This is a genomic window from Streptomyces sp. NPDC004284 (assembly GCF_042874035.1).
Classification (GTDB): Bacteria; Actinomycetota; Actinomycetes; order Streptomycetales; family Streptomycetaceae; genus Streptomyces.
In genome coordinates this window covers 20,018-40,302 of sequence record NZ_JBIAMJ010000004.1, presented here as the reverse complement: position 1 = coordinate 40,302, position 20,285 = coordinate 20,018, and the positions used below count along the sequence as shown (strand labels likewise).

At 73.7% G+C, this 20,285-nt stretch carries 24 protein-coding genes; 11 read left to right on the top strand and 13 right to left on the bottom strand.

The window, feature by feature from the left end:
• Window positions 1–50: 50 nt before the first annotated feature.
• A complete protein-coding gene (locus ACFYUS_RS12490) occupies window positions 51–713 on the top strand; it encodes a TetR family transcriptional regulator (RefSeq protein ID WP_388849307.1) in 663 nt (220 codons plus the stop codon).
• Here ACFYUS_RS12490 and lepB read toward each other — a convergent pair.
• On the bottom strand, window positions 657–1,262 hold the full coding sequence (gene lepB, locus ACFYUS_RS12485; RefSeq protein ID WP_388849304.1) for a signal peptidase I: 606 nt from the start codon (window positions 1,260–1,262) through the stop codon (window positions 657–659). The genes ACFYUS_RS12490 and lepB overlap by 57 nt on opposite strands.
• A 103-nt stretch (window positions 1,263–1,365) precedes the next feature.
• Window positions 1,366–2,406, bottom strand: a complete 1,041-nt coding sequence (locus ACFYUS_RS12480) for an AraC family transcriptional regulator (protein WP_388849301.1) — start codon at window positions 2,404–2,406, stop codon at window positions 1,366–1,368.
• Between the two features lie 152 nt (window positions 2,407–2,558).
• Here ACFYUS_RS12480 and ACFYUS_RS12475 point away from each other — a divergent pair, with 152 nt between their 5' ends.
• A complete protein-coding gene (locus ACFYUS_RS12475) occupies window positions 2,559–2,972 on the top strand; it encodes a Rieske (2Fe-2S) protein (protein WP_388849298.1) in 414 nt (137 codons plus the stop codon).
• On the opposite strand, the gene ACFYUS_RS12470 is transcribed toward ACFYUS_RS12475, so the two are convergent.
• On the bottom strand, window positions 2,959–3,639 hold the full coding sequence (locus tag ACFYUS_RS12470; RefSeq protein ID WP_388849295.1) for a cysteine hydrolase: 681 nt from the start codon (window positions 3,637–3,639) through the stop codon (window positions 2,959–2,961). The two genes, ACFYUS_RS12475 and ACFYUS_RS12470, sit on opposite strands and share 14 nt — an antisense overlap.
• A gap of 76 nt (window positions 3,640–3,715) precedes the next feature.
• Between ACFYUS_RS12470 and ACFYUS_RS12465 the strand changes: the two genes are divergently transcribed.
• The gene (locus tag ACFYUS_RS12465) at window positions 3,716–4,183 is read left to right on the top strand and encodes a pyridoxamine 5'-phosphate oxidase family protein (protein WP_388850573.1); all 468 of its coding nucleotides are present in this window, start codon (window positions 3,716–3,718) and stop codon (window positions 4,181–4,183) included.
• Window positions 4,184–4,186: 3 nt separating this feature from the next.
• Here ACFYUS_RS12465 and ACFYUS_RS12460 read toward each other — a convergent pair whose 3' ends face one another.
• On the bottom strand, window positions 4,187–5,089 hold the full coding sequence (locus ACFYUS_RS12460) for a LysR family transcriptional regulator (RefSeq protein ID WP_388849292.1): 903 nt from the start codon (window positions 5,087–5,089) through the stop codon (window positions 4,187–4,189).
• A 73-nt stretch (window positions 5,090–5,162) separates the two neighbouring features.
• Here ACFYUS_RS12460 and ACFYUS_RS12455 point away from each other — a divergent pair, with 73 nt between their 5' ends.
• On the top strand, window positions 5,163–6,203 hold the full coding sequence (locus ACFYUS_RS12455) for a DMT family transporter (RefSeq protein ID WP_388849289.1): 1,041 nt from the start codon (window positions 5,163–5,165) through the stop codon (window positions 6,201–6,203).
• Between the two features lie 95 nt (window positions 6,204–6,298).
• On the opposite strand, the gene ACFYUS_RS12450 is transcribed toward ACFYUS_RS12455, so the two are convergent.
• The 3 genes from ACFYUS_RS12450 to ACFYUS_RS12440 form a co-directional block, all read right to left on the bottom strand.
• Window positions 6,299–6,577, bottom strand: a complete 279-nt coding sequence (locus tag ACFYUS_RS12450; protein WP_388849286.1) for a hypothetical protein — start codon at window positions 6,575–6,577, stop codon at window positions 6,299–6,301.
• Window positions 6,574–7,437, bottom strand: a complete 864-nt coding sequence (locus tag ACFYUS_RS12445; RefSeq protein ID WP_388849283.1) for an oxaloacetate decarboxylase — start codon at window positions 7,435–7,437, stop codon at window positions 6,574–6,576. Before ACFYUS_RS12445 ends, ACFYUS_RS12450 begins: the two co-directional genes overlap by 4 nt.
• Before the next feature lie 213 nt (window positions 7,438–7,650).
• Window positions 7,651–8,985 carry an aminotransferase class I/II-fold pyridoxal phosphate-dependent enzyme gene (locus tag ACFYUS_RS12440; protein WP_388850570.1) on the bottom strand — a complete coding sequence of 445 codons (1,335 nt, stop codon included), beginning with the start codon at window positions 8,983–8,985 and terminating at the stop codon, window positions 7,651–7,653.
• Window positions 8,986–9,020: 35 nt separating this feature from the next.
• On the opposite strand from ACFYUS_RS12440, the gene ACFYUS_RS12435 reads away from it, so the two are divergent.
• The gene (locus tag ACFYUS_RS12435) at window positions 9,021–9,725 is read left to right on the top strand and encodes a pyridoxamine 5'-phosphate oxidase family protein (RefSeq protein WP_388849280.1); all 705 of its coding nucleotides are present in this window, start codon (window positions 9,021–9,023) and stop codon (window positions 9,723–9,725) included.
• A gap of 45 nt (window positions 9,726–9,770) precedes the next feature.
• Complete coding sequence (locus ACFYUS_RS12430) at window positions 9,771–10,415, top strand: FMN-binding negative transcriptional regulator (RefSeq protein ID WP_388849277.1); 645 nt, start codon at window positions 9,771–9,773, stop codon at window positions 10,413–10,415.
• A 46-nt stretch (window positions 10,416–10,461) separates the two neighbouring features.
• On the opposite strand, the gene ACFYUS_RS12425 is transcribed toward ACFYUS_RS12430, so the two are convergent.
• The 3 genes from ACFYUS_RS12425 to ACFYUS_RS12415 form a co-directional block, all read right to left on the bottom strand.
• Complete coding sequence (locus ACFYUS_RS12425) at window positions 10,462–11,427, bottom strand: DMT family transporter (RefSeq protein WP_388849274.1); 966 nt, start codon at window positions 11,425–11,427, stop codon at window positions 10,462–10,464.
• Between the two features lie 178 nt (window positions 11,428–11,605).
• A complete protein-coding gene (locus ACFYUS_RS12420) occupies window positions 11,606–12,622 on the bottom strand; it encodes a DMT family transporter (protein ID WP_388849271.1) in 1,017 nt (338 codons plus the stop codon).
• Between the two features lie 41 nt (window positions 12,623–12,663).
• Window positions 12,664–13,248: a Clp protease N-terminal domain-containing protein gene (locus tag ACFYUS_RS12415; RefSeq protein ID WP_388849268.1), complete on the bottom strand. Its 585-nt coding sequence runs from the start codon at window positions 13,246–13,248 to the stop codon at window positions 12,664–12,666.
• Window positions 13,249–13,444: 196 nt separating this feature from the next.
• Here ACFYUS_RS12415 and ACFYUS_RS12410 point away from each other — a divergent pair, with 196 nt between their 5' ends.
• Both ACFYUS_RS12410 and ACFYUS_RS12405 read left to right on the top strand, forming a co-directional pair.
• The gene (locus tag ACFYUS_RS12410; protein ID WP_189803716.1) at window positions 13,445–13,669 is read left to right on the top strand and encodes a hypothetical protein; all 225 of its coding nucleotides are present in this window, start codon (window positions 13,445–13,447) and stop codon (window positions 13,667–13,669) included.
• A gap of 69 nt (window positions 13,670–13,738) precedes the next feature.
• Window positions 13,739–14,167: an SRPBCC family protein gene (locus ACFYUS_RS12405; RefSeq protein ID WP_388849265.1), complete on the top strand. Its 429-nt coding sequence runs from the start codon at window positions 13,739–13,741 to the stop codon at window positions 14,165–14,167.
• Between the two features lie 64 nt (window positions 14,168–14,231).
• Here the strand turns inward: ACFYUS_RS12405 and ACFYUS_RS12400 are convergent, their stop codons facing one another.
• Together ACFYUS_RS12400 and ACFYUS_RS12395 are read right to left on the bottom strand one after the other, a co-directional pair.
• Complete coding sequence (locus ACFYUS_RS12400; protein ID WP_388849262.1) at window positions 14,232–14,840, bottom strand: PadR family transcriptional regulator; 609 nt, start codon at window positions 14,838–14,840, stop codon at window positions 14,232–14,234.
• Between the two features lie 110 nt (window positions 14,841–14,950).
• On the bottom strand, window positions 14,951–16,150 hold the full coding sequence (locus tag ACFYUS_RS12395) for an erythromycin esterase family protein (RefSeq protein WP_388849259.1): 1,200 nt from the start codon (window positions 16,148–16,150) through the stop codon (window positions 14,951–14,953).
• Between the two features lie 69 nt (window positions 16,151–16,219).
• Between ACFYUS_RS12395 and ACFYUS_RS12390 the strand changes: the two genes are divergently transcribed.
• Together ACFYUS_RS12390 and ACFYUS_RS12385 are read left to right on the top strand one after the other, a co-directional pair.
• Complete coding sequence (locus ACFYUS_RS12390; RefSeq protein ID WP_388849256.1) at window positions 16,220–16,963, top strand: TioE family transcriptional regulator; 744 nt, start codon at window positions 16,220–16,222, stop codon at window positions 16,961–16,963.
• Window positions 16,960–17,745, top strand: a complete 786-nt coding sequence (locus ACFYUS_RS12385) for a GNAT family N-acetyltransferase (protein ID WP_388849253.1) — start codon at window positions 16,960–16,962, stop codon at window positions 17,743–17,745. The genes ACFYUS_RS12390 and ACFYUS_RS12385 overlap by 4 nt, the downstream gene beginning before the upstream one ends.
• A gap of 30 nt (window positions 17,746–17,775) precedes the next feature.
• Here the strand turns inward: ACFYUS_RS12385 and ACFYUS_RS12380 are convergent, their stop codons facing one another.
• Complete coding sequence (locus tag ACFYUS_RS12380) at window positions 17,776–18,741, bottom strand: MarR family transcriptional regulator (RefSeq protein WP_388849250.1); 966 nt, start codon at window positions 18,739–18,741, stop codon at window positions 17,776–17,778.
• Window positions 18,742–19,024: 283 nt separating this feature from the next.
• Here ACFYUS_RS12380 and ACFYUS_RS12375 point away from each other — a divergent pair, with 283 nt between their 5' ends.
• Window positions 19,025–20,257 (top strand): hypothetical protein, encoded by a 1,233-nt coding sequence (locus ACFYUS_RS12375; RefSeq protein ID WP_388849247.1) that lies wholly within the window; start codon window positions 19,025–19,027, stop codon window positions 20,255–20,257.
• Window positions 20,258–20,285: the final 28 nt, after the last annotated feature.

Below are 20,285 nucleotides of genomic sequence, written 5' to 3'. Positions count from 1 at the left end.
AACACTTCTGACAATCCTGGGGAGTTTTCCGCCTGGACTAGGCTTGGCCGATGCCACGGTTCAGGGAGACGGTCCGGACGCTGCTGCGGGAGCGCCTGCTGGACGCCGCGTACGAGGCGGTCGCCGACCGCGGCTTCGGCAAGCTGCGCATGGCGCACCTGGCCGGCGCGGTCGGTGTCAGCCGGCAGACGCTGTACTCGGAGTTCCCCTCCAAGGAGGCGGTCGGCGAAGCCCTGTTCCAGCGCGAGCTGGAGCGCTGCCTCGTCGGCATCCAGCAGGGCCTGGACGCGCACCCGGACGACCTGCGCGCGGCCGTGGAGGCCGCCGTCGGCTTCACCCTCACGCTGGCCGGCCGGAACCCGCTGATCAAGGCCGTGCTGACCAGCACCGGCGAGGACGGACTCCTCTCGTACCTCACGACCCGGTCCGCGGCCGCCTTCGACACGGCGACGGAGATGTGCGACGCGTACGTCACGGACGCCTGGCCCGCCATCGACCCGGTGGCCCGCGAACTGGCCGTGGACGCCGCGGTCCGGCTGACCGCCAGTCACATCGTCCAGGCCGGCCCCTCCCCCGAGGAGTCGGCCCGCCGCATCGCGGACACCGTGGTCCGGGTCGCCCTGAGCACGGGCCGGGAGCGGATCCCCGAGCAGGCGTCAGGGGCTCGGCCCCCGGTACTCCTCCAGGACGGGCCGGTTGCCGATCTCCGGTGACGCGGAGACGGGGAAGGCCCGCACGCCGACCCGGCCCTCGATCCGGTCGAGCGCCCCCCAGCCGTACGTCCGCGAGTCGTCCGACAGGTCGGGGTTGTCGCCCAGGTAGAAGAAGGCGCCCCCGGGCACGGTCACCAGCTCGGGCCGCGCCGACCGGGTCCCGTCGGGCCCGCAGCAGGCGCCCGTGCGACGGACCCCCGCCCACTGGGACGCCACCACCCGGCGCACGGGCCCCCGCCCCCGCTCCTGGACGAGGACCTGGAAGGGCTCGTCCGGTGTGGAGACGATCCCGACCCGGTCGCCGGGCAGGGCGATCACCCGCTTGACCAGCAGGGCGTCCCTCCCGGTGGCCCGCAGGAGCACGACGTCGAACCGGTGGGCCCCGCCCGCCGAGCCCGGGGCGGCGAGGACCCGGTCGCCCTGGTGGAGGGTGGGGGTCATGCTGGTGCCGTCGACCCGGACGCCGAGGGCCGTGACGGCGACCCCGGCGATCAGGCAGAGCAGGACACCGGTCCCGAGGACGGCGCCGGCCGCCCGGCGCGGGTTCATCGGCGTCGGGTGAGGTCCGGCGGCCAGGCGGCGCCGGGCCGGTCGATTTCGGTCATGGCGGGAAGGTAGGCCGGGCGGCGGGCGGCGGCTGTGACCGTACCGCTCAGGGTTGTTGACCGCGCGTCTGATAAGACCTGGGCGTCTCTCCGGTCCACCGCCTGAACGCCCGGTGGAACGCGCTCGGTTCGGAGAAGCCGAGCTCCCGGGAGAGCCGCTCGATCGACACCCGGCCGCCGGCCAGCTCGGCGATGGCGTGGTCGCGCCGCACCTGGTCGCGGAGCCGCTGGTACGTGGTCCCCTCGGCGGCCAGTTGGCGCCGCAGGGTCTGCGGACTGACGGACAGCCGGTCGGCGAGCTGCTCGGGCGTCGGCACCGGCCCGGCGGGCAGCGCCCGGCCGATCAGATGCCGCACCCGCCCGGTCACCGTACTGTCGTGGTCGGCGCAGACGAGCACGTCGGCCGGGGCGCGGCGGAGGAAGGCCTTCAGCGCCGCCGCGTCCCGCAGGACGGGTTCGTCGAGGTCCGCGCGGTCGAAGAGGGCCGCCGTCCGCTCGGCGCCGAAGACGCAGGGCGCGCCGAAGAGGAGGGCGTACTCGCGGGCGTGCGGGGGCTCGGGGTGGACGAACTCGACCCGGCGCAGGCCGATCCGGCGGCGGACGAGCCAGCCGGCGAAACGGTGCGCCACCAGGACGGTGGACTCCGCGGCGAAGTGGAGGGGGTCGTCGTACCCGGAGACGTCGAACTCCATCCGCGCCTCGTCGAGTCCCCCCGCATCACCGCCCTCCCCCGCGGCGGGCTCGACGAGCCGGAAGCGCGGGCCGGCCGGGAAGAGGGAGTAGAAGGTCCGCGCGCGCCGGAACGCCTCGCGCAGGTCCCGGCTGCCGTGGACCACGACGTGGGCCATCATCGCGAAGGTCCCGACCTTGCTGGGCGCGCCGCCGAAGCCGATCAGCTCGTCGTCCAGCGTGGCCCACGCCATCCTGACGAGCTGCGAGAACTGCTCCGCCGGGACCCTGGCCCGGGGTTCCTCCAGAAGCGCGGAGGGCAGTCCGGCGCGGGCGAGGAGCGGGCCCGGGGCCACCCCGCGCCGTTCCGCGCCGAGCAGCACGGCCCGTACGTGATGGGTACCAACCGACGAGTTCACCGAAGCTAGACACTTTCATCGAAGGATGTCCAGGTTCCGACACTCTACTCAGAACTGTAAGGCTCTCGAAGTACGCATCCCGCGAACGGGACACAGCTCACAGCCGTACCGTCACCCATGCAACAGGCACACCGAGGAAAGAGGGGCAGTACATGAGCGGAGTGGCACGCCGGACGGTGGTCGCGGCGGCGGGCGGCGCGGGCCTGGCGGCGGCGCTCGCCGCCTGCGGGAGCGGCGCGGACGACAAGGGCGCGGCGCCCGGGGAGGCGGCGCCCGGGGGCACGGCCCTCGCGCGGACCGGGGACATCCCGGTGGGCGGCGGGAAGATCCTCGCCGACAAGGGCCTGGTGATCACCCAGCCGAAGGCGGGCGAGTTCAAGGCCTTCTCCTCGAAGTGCACCCATCAGGGCTGCGCCGTGAGCAGCATCAAGGACGGCGCCATCGTCTGCCCGTGCCACCAGAGCCGGTTCGACATCTCGGACGGCAGCGTGAAGTCCGGCCCGGCGACCGCGCCGCTGCCGCCGGAGCCGATCCAGGTGGTGGGCGAGGAGATCAGCCCCGGCTGACGCCGCCCCCGGAACTCCCGGAGCCCCTGGGGGCCTTCCAGCACCCCAGCACCTCGTCGGTCGTGGTGACGGTGGCGACGAGCGCGAGGGTGTGACGGATCATCGCGGGGGTGTAGTCGGCCGGCACTCCCGCGATGGCGTCCCCGGGCACGACGACCGTGTAGCCGAGGTTCACGGCGTCGAAGACCGCGTTGGGCACGGCCACGTTGGCGGAGACCCCCGTGACGATCAGCGTGCGGCAGCCGAGGTTGCGCAGCAGCGCGTCGACGTCGGTGCCGGCGAGCGGCGAGAGCCCGTGCAGGCGCCGGACCACGAGGTCCTCGTCGGCGACCTCGATCGGTTCGGCGATCCGTACGGCGCTGCTGCCGCTGTGCTGCTGCACCGGCAGCCGGGCGGCGGCCCTGAAGAGCCGCGCGTTGCTGTTGGCGCCCCGGCCGTCGGGGCGCCGCTCGGCGACGGCGTGGATCACCTGGACGTCCGCCGCGTGCGCGGCGGCGACGAGCCGGGCGACGTTCCGCAGGGCGCCCGACGCGCGGGCGACGGCGGCCAGTTCGGGCAGGGCGCTGTCGGGGCCGACGACCCCGCGCTGACATTCGACGGTGAGCAGCGCGACTCCGCCGTCCGGGCGGATCCGCTCCCCGAGCCGTTCTCTCGGACTCTGACCCATGGTCCCCCCTTGCACGCGTGCGGATGGCCCCCCATGCTTTCTGACGTCTCGTCAGAAATCCAGAAGGGTGCGGATGATGACCGTCGCACAGCGCCGTGGACGCCGGATCATGATGACCCCGGCCGAGCTCGACTCGTTCCTCGCCGAACAGCGCACCTGCCGGGTCGCGACCGTCTCCGCCGACGGCCGTCCGCACGTGAGCGCGCTCTGGTTCGCCTGGGACGGCTCCTCGCTGTGGCTGTACTCGATCACCCGCAGCCGCCGCTGGGCGGAGCTGCGCGCCGATCCGAGGATCGCGGTCGTGGTGGACGACGGCGAGGAGTACGGGGAGCTGCGCGGCGTGGAGCTGTCGGGCACCGCCGTCTTCGTGGGCGAGGCGCCGCGCACGGGCGAGCCGTGCCCCGAGCTCGACGCGCCCGAGCAGCTCTTCGCCGCCAAGAACTTCGGCCTGGACGCCATGCCGCACGACGGCCGGCACGCCTGGCTGCGGCTGACGCCGGAGAAGATCGCCTCCTGGGACTTCCGCAAGCTCGCGACGCTCTGAGGGTCAGTTCCCCAGCGGCTCCGCCGCCGCCCGCAGCGCCTCGACGACCGCCCGCACGGAGGGGCGGCGGCCCGCGTCGGCGCGCCAGGTGGCGTAGATGTGGCGCCGCACCTTCTGCCGTACGGGCACGAAGGCGACCCCGTCGGGCACGGGACGCCCGAGCCGGGGCGTGACGCACACCCCGAGCCCGGCCGCGACCAGGGCCAGCTGGGTGTGGTGCTCCCCCGCCAGGTGCGAGATGCGCGGCTCGATGCCCTGCGAGCGGAGCGTGAACATCAGCCAGTCGTGGCAGAACTCGCCCTCGGGCCAGGAGACCCACTCCTCGTCGGCGAAGTCCACCAGGTCCACCGCCTCCCGCCCGGCCAGCGGATGCCCGGCGGGCAGGGCGACGTCGGCGGAGTCGTCGAGGAGGTGGGCGCGCTCCAGGCCGCCGGGGACGGGCGCCCGCTTGTTGCTCCAGTCCAGGACGATCGCCAGGTCCGCGTCCCCGCGCAGGACGGCCCGCACCCCCGGCTCCGGCTCCAGTTCCGTCGTGCGGACGCGGAGCTCGGGGTGGCCGGCGCGCAGGGCGGCGAGCGCGGCCGGGAAGAGTCCGCGCGCCGCCGTCGGGAAGGCCGCGATCCGCACCTCGCCCACCACCCGCCCCCGCTGGGCCTCGATGTCGGCCTGGGCCATCTGGACCTGGGACAGGATCCGGGCCGCGTGCTCGGCGAGCAGCAGCCCGGCGTCGGTGAGCCGCACGCCCCGGCCGTTCTTGGCGAGCAGCTGCTGCCCGACCTCGCGCTCCAGCTTGGACAGCTGCTGGGAGACGGCCGAGGTGGTGACGTGCAGGCCGTCGGCCGCGCCGCTGACCGAGCCGTGCCGGGCGACGGCGTCGAGGGTGCGGAGGCGCTCCAGGTTCAACATGTAAGGAATACTAAGGGGAGGGGTCGAGGAATTCTCGCTTGTTCTAAGAGGTTGTTCCCGCCACCCTGAGTGCATGAGCCCCGCAGCCCCGCCCTCCCCGTCCCCCGCCCCCGCCTCCCGCCTCCTGGACTGGCGCGTCCGGTTCGGTGCCCTGGCCCTCATCTGGGGCTTCAGCTTCCTCTTCATCAAGGTCGGCACGGAGGGCTTCGCGCCCTTCCAGGTCACGTTCGGCCGGCTGCTGTTCGGTACGGCGGTGCTCGCCGTCGCGATCGTCGTGAAGCGCGACCGGCTGCCGCGCGGGGCCCGTGTGTGGGGGCACCTGGCGGTCGCGGCCTTCCTCCTCAACGCGCTGCCGTTCTCCCTCTTCGCGTACGCGGAGCTGACGATCCCCTCGACCCTGGCGGGCATCTGCAACGCGACGACCCCGCTCTGGGGCATGCTGCTGTCGCTCGTGGCGCTCTCCGAGGACCGCCCGACCCGGGTCCGCGCGGCCGGTCTGGGCATCGGCTTCGTCGGCGTGCTCACCGTGCTCGGCGCCTGGCAGGGCTTCTCCGGTCTCGACGTGACCGGCACGGTGCTGGCCCTGCTGGCCTCGTTCAGCTACGCGGTCGGCTGGATCTACGTCCGCAGGACCCTGAGCGGCACCGGCGTCTCGAACCTCTCCCTCGCCGGCTCCCAGGTCGGGCTCGCGACGCTGCAACTGGCGGTGGTCACCCCCCTGTTCACCTCGGTCCCGACCTCGGTCGAACTCGCGCCGCTGCTGGCCGTGATCGCACTCGGCGCGCTCGGCACGGGGTACGCGATGCTGCTCCAGTACGGCGTCGTCGCGGAGGTCGGCCCGACGACGGCCTCCATGGTCACGTACTTCATCCCGGTGATCGCCACGGCGGCGGGCGTCGCCCTCCTCGACGAGCGGCTCACCTGGAACACCCCGGTGGGCGCGGTCGTGGTCCTGGCGGGCGCGGCCCTCACCCAGACCCGCGGCTCCGCCCGGACGGCGGGCGTACGCGCCTCGGGCGGGCGCCCCGCCCCCTCCCGTGCCGCTCTCCGCGACCCCGGCGACTCCCGCGACTCCCGCGACTCCCGCAAGGACAAGATCGCTCCTCGGGCGTGACGCGCCTCGCCCTCCCCCGGCACGGCGGGGCGCGGGGCGCGGGAACGGCCGGACACCACGAGGACGGTGTCCGGCCGTTCCGTGCGCGCCGGGCGTCAGTCGCCGTCCGGGCGCGCTCCGCCGAAGAGCGCCTGGAGGGCGTCGACGGCGCTGCCGTCGTGATCACTGCCCGCCGTGCCGCCGCTGCCGTACTGGATGTTGGCCGCGCGGTCGACCTCCACGACGGAGTCGGCGTGCGAGTTGTCGATGACGGTCAGCAGGCTGCCGCCGGCCGCGGCGGGCGCGGCGCCCGCCGCGAGGAGGACGGCGGCCAGACCGAGCGTCGTCAGCGGCAGCCCGGCCCCCGCCCCCTGGCGCGGGATCGCCGGGCTCATGCGCCCACCCGCTCGGGCGCGGTCTGGCGGCGGGCGATGTTCCGCTCCAGGAGGCGGGTCGAGGCGGCGACCCCGACGCCGGACTCGGGGTCGAAGGACGGCAGCCTGCCGTTGGCCCGCTTCAGCGCGACGAGGGCCGAGTCCATCGCCTCGTGCGCCGCGAAGAGGCAGGGCGTGCTGTAGATCGCCACCTCCACGCCCAGTTCGGAGAGTTCGTCGAGCGAGAGCCGCGGCGACTTGCCTCCGGCGATCTGGTTGAAGAGCAGCGGCTTGCCGCCGGCCACCTCACGGATCCGGCGGATCCACTCGACGCTGCGTACGCCGTCGACGAGGACCACGTCGGCGTCGGTGGCGGCCAGGCACTCCGCCCGCCGGAGGATGTCGGCCTCGTCCGTGGCGTCCGTCCTGGCCACGACGACCATGTCCCGGCGGGTCTCCAGGACCATCTGCAGCTTGGCGAGGTACTCGTCGAGCGGCAGCACCTGCTTGCCGTCCGCGTGGCCGCACCGGCGCGGCCGCTTCTGGTCCTCCAGGATCACGCCCGAGGCGCCGATGCGCTCCAGGCCCTCCACCACGTGACAGGCCACCTCGGGGTCGACGTAGCCGTCGTCGATGTCCACGAGCAGGTGGTGCCGGGGGAACGCGCCGCGCAGCCGCTGCACGAACGCCACCATGTCCGGCCAGGCGATGAAGCCGATGTCGGGGAGCCCGTAGTACGAGGCGGCGAAGCCGAACCCGGAGACGAACATCCCGTCGTAGTGGTCGGCGGCGACGGAGGCCGAGTACATGTCGTACACGCCGATCAGCGGGGTCGTCCCCGGGGCCGCGACGGCCTCGCGCAGACTGCTTCCGTAACTCAACGCATGACTCCTGGTCAGTTCGGGGGAACACGGCATCGATGAAGAACCGCCGCAACACGGCGGGGCTTTGCCAAAGCCTGATGATTTCCTGAACCAACAGCGAACATTGCTGTACGAGCGCTTTACTCACTCTCCCGGCGTAGCTCTTTCACCGGAGAAACGTCACGCGTGCGGGGAACGGGCGCGGCCCGCGCGGCAGATGGGGAGACGGGCCTACCCGTAGCTCCGCGCGGGCGCGGGCCCGGCCGCCCCGGCGACGGCGTCGGCCAGCGGCTCCACGTCCGCGACGGCGAGGCCGGAGACGGTGAGGCGGACGGCCGGCCCCGTGTCCATCCGGAAGCGGGCGCCCGGAGCGACCGCCCAGCCCGCGGCGAGGAGCCGGGCCACCGCGCCGGTCTCGTCGGACACCGGCACCCAGACGTTCATGCCGCCGCGCCCGTGGGCCTCGACGCCGCGCCGGGCCAGGGCCCGCACGAGCCCGTCGCGCCGCCTGCCGTAGGAGCGCGCGACGACGGCCGGGTCCACCGCCTCCGCGGCCCAGAGGTGCGCGACGGTCCGCTGGAGCAGCCTGCTGACCCAGCCGGGGCCGAGCCGCTGCCGTCCGAGCACCCGGTCGACGGTCTCGGCGTCCCCGGTGAAGGCGGCGATCCGCAGGTCGGGCCCGTACGCCTTGGCGACCGAACGGACCAGCACCCAGCGGTCGGTGACGCCGGCCAGCGGGTGGAGGGGCTGCGCGACGATGCCGTGCCCGTGGTCGTCCTCGACGAGCAGGACGCCGGGGTGTCCGGCGAGGACCCGCCGCAGCTCCCGGGCGCGGGCCTCGGTGACGCAGGCGCCGGTGGGGTTCTGCGCCCGGTCGGTGACGATCACCGCCCGCGCCCCGTCCTGCCGGATCGCCCGCTCGACCGCCTCCGGCAGGGGCCCCTCGTCGTCGACGGCGATCGGCACCGGGCGCAGTCCGAGCGCGGGCACGAGGTCGAGGAGGCTGCCCCAGCCCGGGTCCTCGACGGCGACGGCGTCGCCGGGCCTGAGGTGGGCGGTGAGCACGCGCTCGACGGCGTCGAGGGAGCCCGAGGCGACGCCGACCGGTCCGGCGGGCACGCCGTCCGCGTCGAAGGCGGCGCGCGCGAGGCGCCCGAACTCCTCGTCGACGGGGGCCTCTCCGTACAGGCCGGGCCGCTCCGCGTACTGCCGGGCGACCTCGGCGAAGGCCTCGCCGAGAGGGGGAAGCAGGGCGGGGTCGGGGCTGCCGTTGCTCACGTCCCGGACCCCCGCGGGCGCCTCCACCCGGATCGATCCGCGCGCGGTCGTGGCGGGGCGCGGCCGCACCCGGCTGCCGCGCCGCCCGTCCGTCTCGATGACCCCGCGCTCGCGCAGGGTGCGGTAGGCGGCGGCGACGGTGTTCGGGTTCACGCTCAGGGTGAGCGCCAATTCCCGCATGGGCGGCAGCAGTTGGCCGGGCTGCAGCGCACCCGCACCCACTCCCCGCTCGACGCTGGCGGCGATGTCCGATGCGCGACGGCCTTCGATCCGGTAATCTCCTAGCACAAACATGATTATGCACTAGTGCAATGGAGTACGCAATGAGCGCCGCCGACACGAGCACCGTGACCGAGACGTCCGCGCCGGCCGAGGCCTACACGCCGACCGACCGGACCGTGCCCACGCGCAACCGCGGCCGCGCCTCGTACGACAAGGCGCTCGTCCACGCGATACTCGACGAGGCCTACGTCTGCCACCTCGGCTTCGTCCGCGACGGCGCCCCGGTCGTGCTCCCGACGCTCTTCGGCCGGGTCGGCGAGCGCCTGTACGTCCACGGCTCCACCGGCTCGCGGCCGCTGCGCGCGGCCGGCGACGGCGTGGCGGCCCCGGGCCTGCCGGTCTGCCTGACCGTGACGCACGTCGACGGCCTCGTGCTCGCCCGCTCCGCCTTCCACCACTCGCTCAACTACCGCTCGGTCGTCGTCCACGGCACCGCCCACCAGGTCACCGACCCGGAGGAGCTGCGCATCGCCCTCGACGCCCTCGTCGACCAGGTCGTCCCCGGCCGCTCCGCCGAGTCGCGCCCCGCGAACGCCAAGGAGCTCGCCGCCACCGCCGTGATCCGGCTCGACCTGGACGAGGTCTCGGCGAAGGTCCGCGCCGGCGGCCCCAACGACGACGCCGAGGACCTCGGACTGCCGTACTGGGCCGGCGTGGTCCCCGTCCAGGGCGGCTACGGCGCCCCGGTCCCGTCCGGCGACCTCGACCCGTCCGTCGCCCTGCCCGCCCACCTCGCCGCGCTCTGAACCGCACCCCGAGCCGCGCTCCGACCGAGGAAGGACGGACCGACGATGCTGATCCACCCCTGGGACGCCGCCCGTGACGAGGGCGAGTGGCGCGACTGGCTCTCCCGGCACGACTTCGGCCAGCTCGCCGTCAACGGCCTGGCCGGCGAGCCGCCGTGGGTGCAGCCGACGCACTTCCGGTACGACGCCGAGCCCGGCCCGTACGGCCGCGCCCTGACCCACCTGGCCCGGCCCAACCCGCTCTGGCGCGCGATCGAGGCGAACCCGACGGTGCTCCTGAGCGTGGTCGACGACTACGTCTACGTGCCGGGGCACTGGACGGCCCCCGAGGGCGCGCCGTCCGAGCACGGCACCCCGACCTCGTACTACGCGGCCGTCCAGCTGCGCTGCACCGCGCGCGTGGTCGACGACCCCGAGGAGAAGGCCGTCCTCCTCAACCGTCAGGTCGCCCACTTCCAGCCGGAGGGCGGCACCGCGCCCGCCGCCCCGGGCGAGGCGCCGTTCGGCAGGCTCCTGTCGGGGATCCGGGTGCTGAGCCTGGAGGTGACCGACGTACGCGCGAAGTTCAAGTACGCGGGGAACAAGCCGCAGGAGGTCCGGGACCGGGTCTCGGAGCGGCTCGCCGAGCGGGCGGGCCCGGGCGACCTGAGCGCCAGGGCCCACCAGCGGCGCCGCCGTACGGACGGATGACACCGGTGGGGGCGGGCTCGTGGAGCCCGCCCCCACCGACGACCGTCTACACCGTCACGGGCTCCCGCCTGCGCGCCTCCGCCGCCGTCCGCGCCTCCGTCAGGGCGAGGCCCGTCACGGCGGCGAGCAGCAGCAGGGTGCCGAGCACGATCGCGGCGGTGAGCCGCTCGCCGAGCAGCGAGACCGCGATCAGGGCCGCGCTCACCGGCTCCAGGAGCATGATCACGGAGACGGTGGCGGCCCGGACGACGGCCGCCCCGGCGAAGTACAGCGCGTAGGCGAGCGCGGTCGGCACGGCCGCCACGTAGACGAGCAGCAGCACCACGCTCACGGGCTCGTCGGTGTGCGGGACGAGGCCCTCCGCGAGCGCCGCGGGCAGCAGCCCGGCGGCCCCGATCGCGAAGGCCCAGGTGGTCGTCGACAGGGCGTCCGTACCGCCGCCGTCCCGGCCGAGCCACCGGGTGAGCAGGGTGATCGCCGCGTATCCGGCCGCCGAGACCACCGCGAGGACGACGCCGAGGGGACGTACCTCCGTGGCCCCGCCGCCCAGGACGAGGACGAAGAGCCCGGCGAGCGCCCCGGCGACGGCGGCGATCCCGCCCCGGCCGAGCCGCTCCCCCATGGTGAGCCGGGCGCCGATCGCGATGAGGACGGGTCCCGCGCCCAGGGTGACGACGGTGCCGACGGCGAGGCCGGTGGCCTCGACGGCGGCGAAGTAGGCGCTCTGGAAGACGGTGAGACCGATGCCCGTGCCGAGGATGCGGGCCGTCCGCCGGCCGCGCGTCTCGCCCGCGGTGCGGGCGGCGGGGCGCCGGGGCCGCAGCGCCAGCGCGCCGAGGAGCAGGACGAGGCCGCCGACGCAGCGCCAGAAGGAGAGGGCCAGCGGGCCCATGTCGCTGACGCGGAAGATCAGCGAGGCGGCGGCACCGGCCGTGCCCCAGGCGATCCCGGCGACGATCAGATAGAGGAGGCTCCGCCCGACGGACAGGGCGGATCCCGAGGAGTTCGACACGTGGGTTCTCCGTGGAAGACAGGAGGGAAAGGTGGTCGCTGGGCTCCGCGCGCGGGCAGCGACGAACCGCCCGGCGGCGAGGAGTCGCCCGCCCGGGCCCGGTCTTCGTCGAGGAGAGCCTCTCCGCGCGCGCTAGGCGGCGGGAGGCGGAAGCACGGTCGCATGCATGGTCCGCACCCTACGAGGCGGTCCGGCCGGCCGACAACTCCGCGTCCCGCTCCGTGGACCCCTCCGCGCCGGCGACCGGACCGGAACCGGCCACCGGCCCGCTCGCGGGTGCCTTCGGCGTCGAGGACTGGGCGATGAAGGCCCCGACCAGGACCACCGCGCCGCCGACGATCTGCGGCGCGTCCAGGTGCTCGCCGAGCAGGATCCAGGCCAGGACGGTGGCGATGACCGCCTCCAGGCAGGCCACGACGCCCGCGACCTGCGGGGAGAGCCGGCGCACCGAGATGACCCCGGTGACGTACGCGAGGACGGTGGCGATCAGCACGATCCAGCCGAGCAGCAGCCACGCGGGCACGCTGGTCCCGTTCATGTCGGCCCGTCCGCCGAGGACGCCCCATTCCATGCCCCAGGGCCGGGCCACGACGGTGAGGACGAGGGCGCCGATGAGCAGTCCGTACGCGATGACACCGACCGGATCGGCCCGCTCGGCCTGTTCGGCCTCGTCGGCGCCCTGGTCGGAGAGGACGAAGTAGCCGACCTGGCAGCAGGCGGCGGCGAGGGCCAGGAGCAGGCCGAGGACGTCGAAGCTCAGCCCGGACCAGACCTGCACGACGCAGGCGAGACCGCCGGCGGCGAGGACGACGCCGAGGGCGGCGGCGCGGGTGACGGGTCGGCGCTGGACGAAGCGGACCCAGCCGAGGACGAGGGCCGGGGCGAGGTACTCGATGAGGAGGGCGACGCCGACGGGTATGCGGGAGAGCGAGGCGAAGTAGAAGGCCTGGACTCCGGCGACGGCGAGCAGCCCGAAGCCCACGAGGAGGGCGGGTTTGCGGCGCAGGAGGTCCCGGTGGCGCCAGGCCACCGGCAGCATGACGAGCGCGGCGCCGGTGACCCGGAGCCACACCACGTGGAGCGGGTCGAGCCCCGCCTCGATGAGCGGCTTGGCCGCCACTCCGGAACCGCCGAATGCGAAGGCCGAGGCCAGGGCGAGTCCCAGGCCGGCGCTTCTCCCCTGAGACGCGTGCATCGGGCCATCATGACAGGGCGCCGTCAGGGCCGTAACCCCCGTTACACCTGTTGAGACGGCTCCTCGTCGCGGACGGTCAGGAGGCCGGTGACACGGGCGGTCAGGGCGGCCGGTTCGACCCCCGCGCGGCGCAGCACCTCGACGGCCCGGCTCTCGGGATCGGCGGCGACGGCGGCGAGCAGGTCGAGGCCGCGGGCCTGGGGCTCGCCGCGCTCGACGGCCCGCCGGAAGGCGCTCTCCAGGGCGGCGGCCGCGGCCGGCGACCAGGGGGAGGGCCGGGTGCCCGGGGATTCGGCCCCGCGGGCGGCGGGCAGCAGGCGCCGGGCCGCCGACTCCTCCTCCGAGCGCTGCCAGCGCAGTCCGTAGCCGATGGACCGCTGGACGAGATAGCCGAGGACGCGGGCGAGCTGATGGCCGCCCTCGAAGGCGGCACCGGCCTCGGGATCGGACTCGATCAGCGAGTGCAGGAGGTGGGCGGTGTCGATCTGGCGGTCGCCGTCCCTGAGCGCCCTGCGGCGCGCGCCCGACACGACCGTCGCGAGCGACGGCGTCAGGAAGGGCGCGAGCTCCGCGCGCGGGGCGACGGAGGACGGGAGCGGCTGAGGGCGCGGGACGGGATGGTGCACCCTCCCACCTCATCAGGCCGGGGCGGCCCGGGCATCACCGGGGAGAAGCATGTCCGCATCCCACCGGAGTTGGGCACGGGCGCGCGGTTGCTCCTCCTTACGGATGAGATCGCGCGTGTTGCCCCTGAGAGGCGCGCGCCGCCTTGCCATGCGCCCCCACTGCAACCATCGACCCTCCCCCGCTCGTCCTCCGGTCGTGTTCTGGATGGTGGCTCTGCTCTCGTGCGACGGGCGGCAGTACGTGTACCGGGTGTACGCACCCCGGGAGGCGCTGCCGGCCGATCTGTTCTGGGCGGCCTTCCACTGCCACGAGGAGGACGGGGCACCACGGGCCTCCGACAGCTTCGACGCGGCCGAGATCTGGTGGATCGGCGACGGCGCGGGACCGACGGCCGCAGAACTGACGGTTCATCAGTATTGAATGTTCACGGCCGCCCCGCTACGTTCCGCGACACCGTAACCCAGTTGGCACGCGTGAAGGGGTGGTCTCATGGCCGAAGTCAGCGCGGAGGCACGGATCGAGGCGCCGACCGGAAAGGTCTGGGCGCGGCTCACGGACTTCTCCTCGTACGGCGAGTGGAACGCCACCCACACCAGCTTCCCGAACGGCGGCCCGGCCACCCTGGAGGCGGGCGCCACCTTCACGGAGAACATGAAGCTGATGGGCTTCCCCGCCGAGGTGCTGTGGACGGTGGAGGAGCTGGAGTCCGAGCGGGCGTTCGCCATCAGGGGCAAGGGCCCGATGGGGGTCGTCGTCGGCACGCGCTACTCGCTGACGGCGGACGGGGACGCCACGACGGTACGGATCGACGGGGAGTTCACCGGTGCGGCGGTCTCCCTGATGGCGGGCAAGCTCAAGGACTCGGCGACGGCGGCGCTGACCGAGTCCCTGCGCAAGCTCGCGGGCCTGGTGGCCTGAGCCGTACCACCGGAAAAGGACCGGGGCCCCGCGACGGTCGTCGCGGGGCCCCGGTCGTCGTTCGTCAGTCCTCGTCGGCGAGGATCAGATACAGCTTCTTGCGGGCCTCGTTGATCACGGCGACCGCCTTCTGCCGCTGCTCGGGGCTGCCGGTCTTCCAGACCTGCCCGAACGCCTCCATCAGACCGAAGCCGGCCTGCCGGATCTCGTTCACGGCGTCCCAGTCGACCCCTCGCCCGGCCTCCTCCCACGGCGCCTCGGGGCCTTCGTCGGCCTCGGCGCGCCCGGTGTCGGTGAGCGTGAACAGCTTCTTGCCGCCCTCGCTCGCGCTGGCGATCAGCCCCTCGTCCTCCAGCATCTGGAGGGTCGGGTAGACCGAGCCCGGACTGGGCTTCCAGGCCCCGTCGCTGCGCTCGCCGATCTCCCGGATCATCTCGTAGCCGTGCATCGGGCGGTCCTTGAGCAGCGCCAGGATCGAGGCGCGCACGTCACCGCGCCGCGCCCGCCCCCGGCCGCCGCCACGCCCGGGCCTGTCGAAGGGCCCGCCGAACGGCCCGCCCCGGAACCCGGGCCCGAACGGCCCGAACGCGGCACGCCGCCCTTCGAAGTCGCCCCGAGGCCCCGGGCCGCAGCCTCCACGACCGTGACCGTGCTCATGTCCGTGTGAACGCATCGCAACGCTCCTTCCGTCGAGATTCCATCGTCGAACTGTCGCGATGCCTCAACGATATATCGGAACTGTTCGGCGAGCAATACCCGACAGGTCGGTGACGAAGAACGGCGCTAGCTCCGCGGAACGTCCCTGAAGAAGACGAGGCCGTCGCTCCCCGCCAGATGGGCCGGATCGAACGGGGCGTAGCCGAACCAGGGGGACACGCGCGGCACGGGCCGCGCGGCACCGAGGGCCGCGGCGAGGCGCCGGGCGTCGACGACACAGCGGTCCTCGGGGAGCGCGTACAGGAGTCCTTCGACGGTGTCCGGCGGCGGCGCGTCCACGCCCTGGTGCCGGATCGCGCCGAGGGCCATGGGGACGAAGGCGTACTCCTCGCCCAGTTCGGCGCTCACCAGCGCACCGGCGCTCCACCACTCCAGCGGCTGCCCGCCCATCCGCATCGAGCTCTTCTCCCGCTGGAGGTGGGAGTTGTGGGAGTAGACGAACACCGGGCCGCGCTCGGCGAGCGCGAGCAGGTTGAGGGACATCATCCGGTCCCGTACGGCCACCAGCCGGGTCAGGCGGGCGGGTGAGGTGTCCGCCATCCCGTGGTGGTAGCGCAGCAGACCGAGCGCGGTGCGCCCGTACAGACGGGCCCGGTCCCACTCCTCCCGCGGGCCCGCCGCGATCAGGTGCGGCCGCTGCTCGTCGAGCAGCTCCACGAGATCGTCGGCGAGCAGCCGCAGCCGGCGGGCCTCCTCCGAGCGCCCCACGGACCGGGCCGGCTCCATCATCGCGGCGGGCTCGGTCCACCCCTCGTCGCCGCCGAGCAGTCCGTCGAGCTCGGAGCGGGTGCAGGGCAGCAGGCCGGCCTCCACCCGGTCCGCGAGGTAGCCGTGAAGCGCGGTGAGGGCCTGCCGGGGACTCTCGGCCCCGGTGATCTCCAGCGGGCCGTCGAAACCGGCGAAGCGGAGCCGCTCGGCCGGGGACCGGCCCTCGTTGTACGCGCGCATCCAGCGCACGAGCTCGCGGTTGGCCGCGGAGGCGCCCCAGCCGTGGCTGAAACCGTGCTCCATGACCTCGTCGAGGGAGCCGGTGCCGGAGGTGACGTGGTCGTCCACGGCCAGGCCCCTCAGGCAGTCGGTCTCGACCGCGATCGTCCGGTACCCCTCCTCGACGAGCTGCCGGAAGAGCTCGTTGCGCAGGTCGAGCAGAGCGTCCTCGCCGTGGGTGGGCTCGCCCAGGGCGAGCAGCCGGGGCCGGGCCGGAAGCAGCCCCAGGACGGAGGCAGCGTCGACGGCACGGGCGGTGTCCTTGATGTCAGTCGCCATGCCTTCCACGCTATCGTTGAACATTCGGTGGAGACTTTTTCGCGAAGAACCCGCGATACCGTCGACTTCATGGGGAAGAACCTTCAAACCACCGATCACCTGAGGCCGATCGATCTGGCGCGCGGGCACGGTCTGTCCACGCAGGCGATCAGGAACTACGAGGAGGCCGGCATCCTCCCCGCCGCCGCCCGCACCCCCCACGGCTACCGCACCTACACCCCGCTGCACGCCGGCGCCCTGCGCGCCTTCCTGGCCCTGCGGCCCGGCCACGGCCACCCGACGGCGACGGCGATCATGCGGGCCGTGAACCGGGGCTCGACCGACGAGGCCTTCCGTCTGATCGACGAGACCCACGCCCAACTCCTCGACGACCGGCGGACCCTCCGCGCCGTGGAGTCCGCCCTCGGCGACCTGGACCGGGAGCCCCCGACGGCCCCCGAGCCCGGCGGCACCCTCATCGGCCCCCTGGCGAGGAGGCTCGGCATCCGTCCCGCGACCCTGCGCAAGTGGGAGCACGCCGGACTCGTCCACCCTCACCGCGACCCCCGGACCGGCTACCGCGTCTACGACGAGGCCGCCGTACGAGACGCCCGGCTGGCCCATCAACTCCGGCGCGGCGGCTACCCGCTGGAGCGCATCGCCCCCCTGATCGCCCACGTACGCACGGCCGGCGGCCTGGAACCGCTGGAGGCCACGCTGACCGACTGGCACGGCCGGCTGTCCGCCCGCGGCCGCGCGCTGCTCGCCGGGGCCGCGGAGCTGGAGGCGTATCTCCGCGCGCGTGGACGAGTTCCGGCAGGATCGAGGCCATGACGACACATCCGCTCCTGCGCGAAGCCCAGCGCCTGTGGGAGGAACTGGCCCGCGCACCACGGCCGTTCCCGCCCGCGGGCGATGTGGACGTGATCGTGTCCCCCCGGTCGGAGCTGTGCCCGGCCGGCTGGGTCGGGGTGGTCGCGCTCGGCGGATCGGCGCTCGTGACCGTGCCCGACGGGAGCGCCGCCACGACCGTGCGCGCCGCCCTGGCGGGGCTGCCGGTGGAGGCGCTGAGGGATGCGGCCGCCGTTCGCGGGGTACTGCCCGTGGCCGGGGTGCTCGGCCCGGCGGCGCTCTCGTACGCGTCCCCGGAGGGCTTCCGCCCGGCGGCGCTGTCGTACGCGTCCCCGGAGGGCTTCCGCCCGGCCACCGCCTCGTCACGGGTGGAACGACTCCCCGGCGACCACCCGGCACTGCGCGCCCTCGAAGCGGCATCCGGCCAGGACGACTCCGCGGAGGCCTCCCTGGACGCGATCACCTCGCCCGCGTTCGTGGCCCGCGAGGACGGCCGGGTGGTGGCCGCCGCCGGATACCGGGCCTGGCCCCGCCGGACCGCCCACCTCTGCGTGCTGACGGCACCGGAGGCGCGGGGCCGCGGGCTCGCCCGTACGACGGCTTCGGAGGCGGTCGCCCATGCCCTCGCCGCCGGCCTCCTGCCCCAGTGGCGCGCGCGGTCCCCGGCCTCCCGGCGGGTCGCCGCCGCACTCGGCTTCGAGGAGCTGGGCGCCCAGCTCTCCTTCGAGATCGCCCAGGGGTGTCGCGCCGCCGTCCCGGTCTGAGCGAGAAGCCCCCGTCAGGGGTGTCGTGCCTCAGAGCCAGCCGCGGCGGCTCGCCTGGACGCCGAGCTGGAATCGGGTCCGGGCGCCGAGCACCTCCTGAAGACGGGTGATGCGGCGGGCCACCGTCCGTTCGCTGACGCCGAGTTCGCGGGCGATCGACTCGTCGGTGAAGCCGCCGCTGAGGTAAGTGAGGAGCTGTCGGACCTCGGCGGTGGGAGTCGCGCCGAGGTCGTCCGCCGTCTCGGCGGCGGGCAGCGGGACGCCGATCCGCCAGAACGACTCGAAGATGCCGGTCAACGCCTCGAAGAGGTCCGACCGCTGCACGACGATGTGGTGGCGGCGGTCCCAGTCGCTCGCAGGGGGGCACACGAGGGCGAAACGGTCGTCGCAGATGGCCATGTTCAGGGGGACGTCGGGAAAGACACGCGCGCGCTCACCGAGGTCGACGGAGGCCTGGACCGCTTCCCGGGCAGACCGGTCGCGCAGGACGTGGGATCCGTAGACGACCGAGCAGGTGACGCCACGCGACAGCGCCTCCCGGAAGCCGGGAGCCAGGGTGTTGGGCCGCGCCGACCGGCCGGTGTAGCCGATGGTCAGGGCACGGACCCGCTCGGTGGCCTCGTCGTAGATCCGCCGGACGAGTGCGCTGCGGGCCTCCTGCGTCCGGGCGATCTCGATGTAGTCGGCTCCTCCGGCATGGTGGTCGCGCCAGAAGCGGGACAGGTCCTCGATGCCGGCACGCAGCGCGCCGAGCTCTCTGCTGCGGCTCTCCACCACGCCGTCGAGCGCGGCGCGCGGAGGGCAGGCGACCAGCCGCGACCCTTCCGGCTCCACCAGCCCGAGGGCGGCCAGTTCATCGACCGCGGCACTCATGGCCTGCGGGGTCACGCGCAGGCTGTTCGCCAGTTCGGACACGGCCATCGGGCCGCGCTCGACGAGGGCGAGGTAGGCGTTCTCGGCCGTCGCGCCGACACCCACACCACGGAGCGCATACATATATTGATTGTCACATACATATATCAGGGTGGACGAGTGTCATGGGACACAGCGCCCCACGCCCCTTTCGTCACGACAGGCACGGCGAATACAGGCACGGCGAATGCCGCACCCTCCGAGGGCACGAGACCTGTCACCTTCCTGTCATGCCGGATTCAGACAAACGTCAACCCTTCATCGGAGCACGGGATCCCTCGCACACTCTGCGTACGGCACAGCCGACCGCCACCTCGCCTCGCGGTGGCGCTCCCGCACGTCGGCTCGCACACCTAGGAGTTCCCCCGTGAAGAAGACCCTGGCCTGGGCTGTCACCGTGGTGACCGCGGCCACCTGCACCCTCGGTACCGCCCTGCCGGCCACGGCCGCCGACGCCCCGGCGTCCGCCGCCGTCACGTCCGCCCTCACCCCCGGCGCCGCGTTCGACACCTCCCGCCTCTCCCCGGAGGCGAAGGCCCTCGTCGACCGGATCGTGGCCGAGCTGCCGGCCGACTGGCAGCAGCACCGCGACGCCGCAGCCGCCAAGTTCGGCATCCACGACACCCAGTGGGCCGGCATCCGCGACAGCGTCCTCGACCCGGGTGACTACCAGTGCCAGGACACGGCGCTCAGGGACTACCAGAGGACCCTGCTCCAGGGCGCCGACTTCAATCTCCTCTTCTTCCTCTACTTCCTGGGCGTGTTCGACATGCCCACCTATGACGCGCTGTACTTCGGCAGCCAGTCGAAGGACAGCACCTTCGGCGTCGACGGCGAGTACACCAACGAGCTGACGGCCGAGGGCAAGGACCTGAAGAGGTTCTGGGACATCCCCTCCGACGACATCCAGATCGTGCCGATGCACGGCGGCGAGGTCTTCTCCTCCCCGGAGCGGCTGGCCCCCATCGTGAGCCTGATGTACGGCATCCCGGAGGAGAACCACGAGGCGGCACTGGCCCTGGCCAAGCTGTTCGTCTACGTGATCCACCTCGACCCCGTCCTCCAGGGCGGCGACAACCCGTTCTTCACCCTCAACGCGTTCGCCTACACCGAGAAGGGCGACCCGAACCCGGCAGGCGTCTCCGACCGCATCGTCATGGGTGACGGCATCCTGGAGGCCATGAAGGCCATAGGCCTGGGCGACACCGCCCCGCGCGCCGTCCTCGCCCACGAGTTCGGCCACCACGTGCAGTACGAGGACGACCTGATCGGAACCGACGTCGGCACGCCGGAGGGCAGCCGCCGCGTCGAGCTGATGGCGGACGCGTTCGGTACGTACTTCCTCACGCACTCGCGCGGTGAGGCCCTCAACGCCAAGCGGGTGCTGGACTCCGAGAGGTCCTTCTACGCGGTCGGCGACTGCGGCTTCACCAGCCCCGGCCACCACGGCACGCCCGACCAGCGCTTCGCCGCCTCCTCGTGGGCCGCGAGCGTGGCCGATGCCGCCGCCGACCAGGGGCACATCCTGCCCTCGCGGACGTTCGACGGTCTGTTCGAGGCGAAGCTCCCCGACATCGTGAAGCCCGACGCGACGAACTAGCACCCGGAGGGGTCCCTCCGGCCGGGTG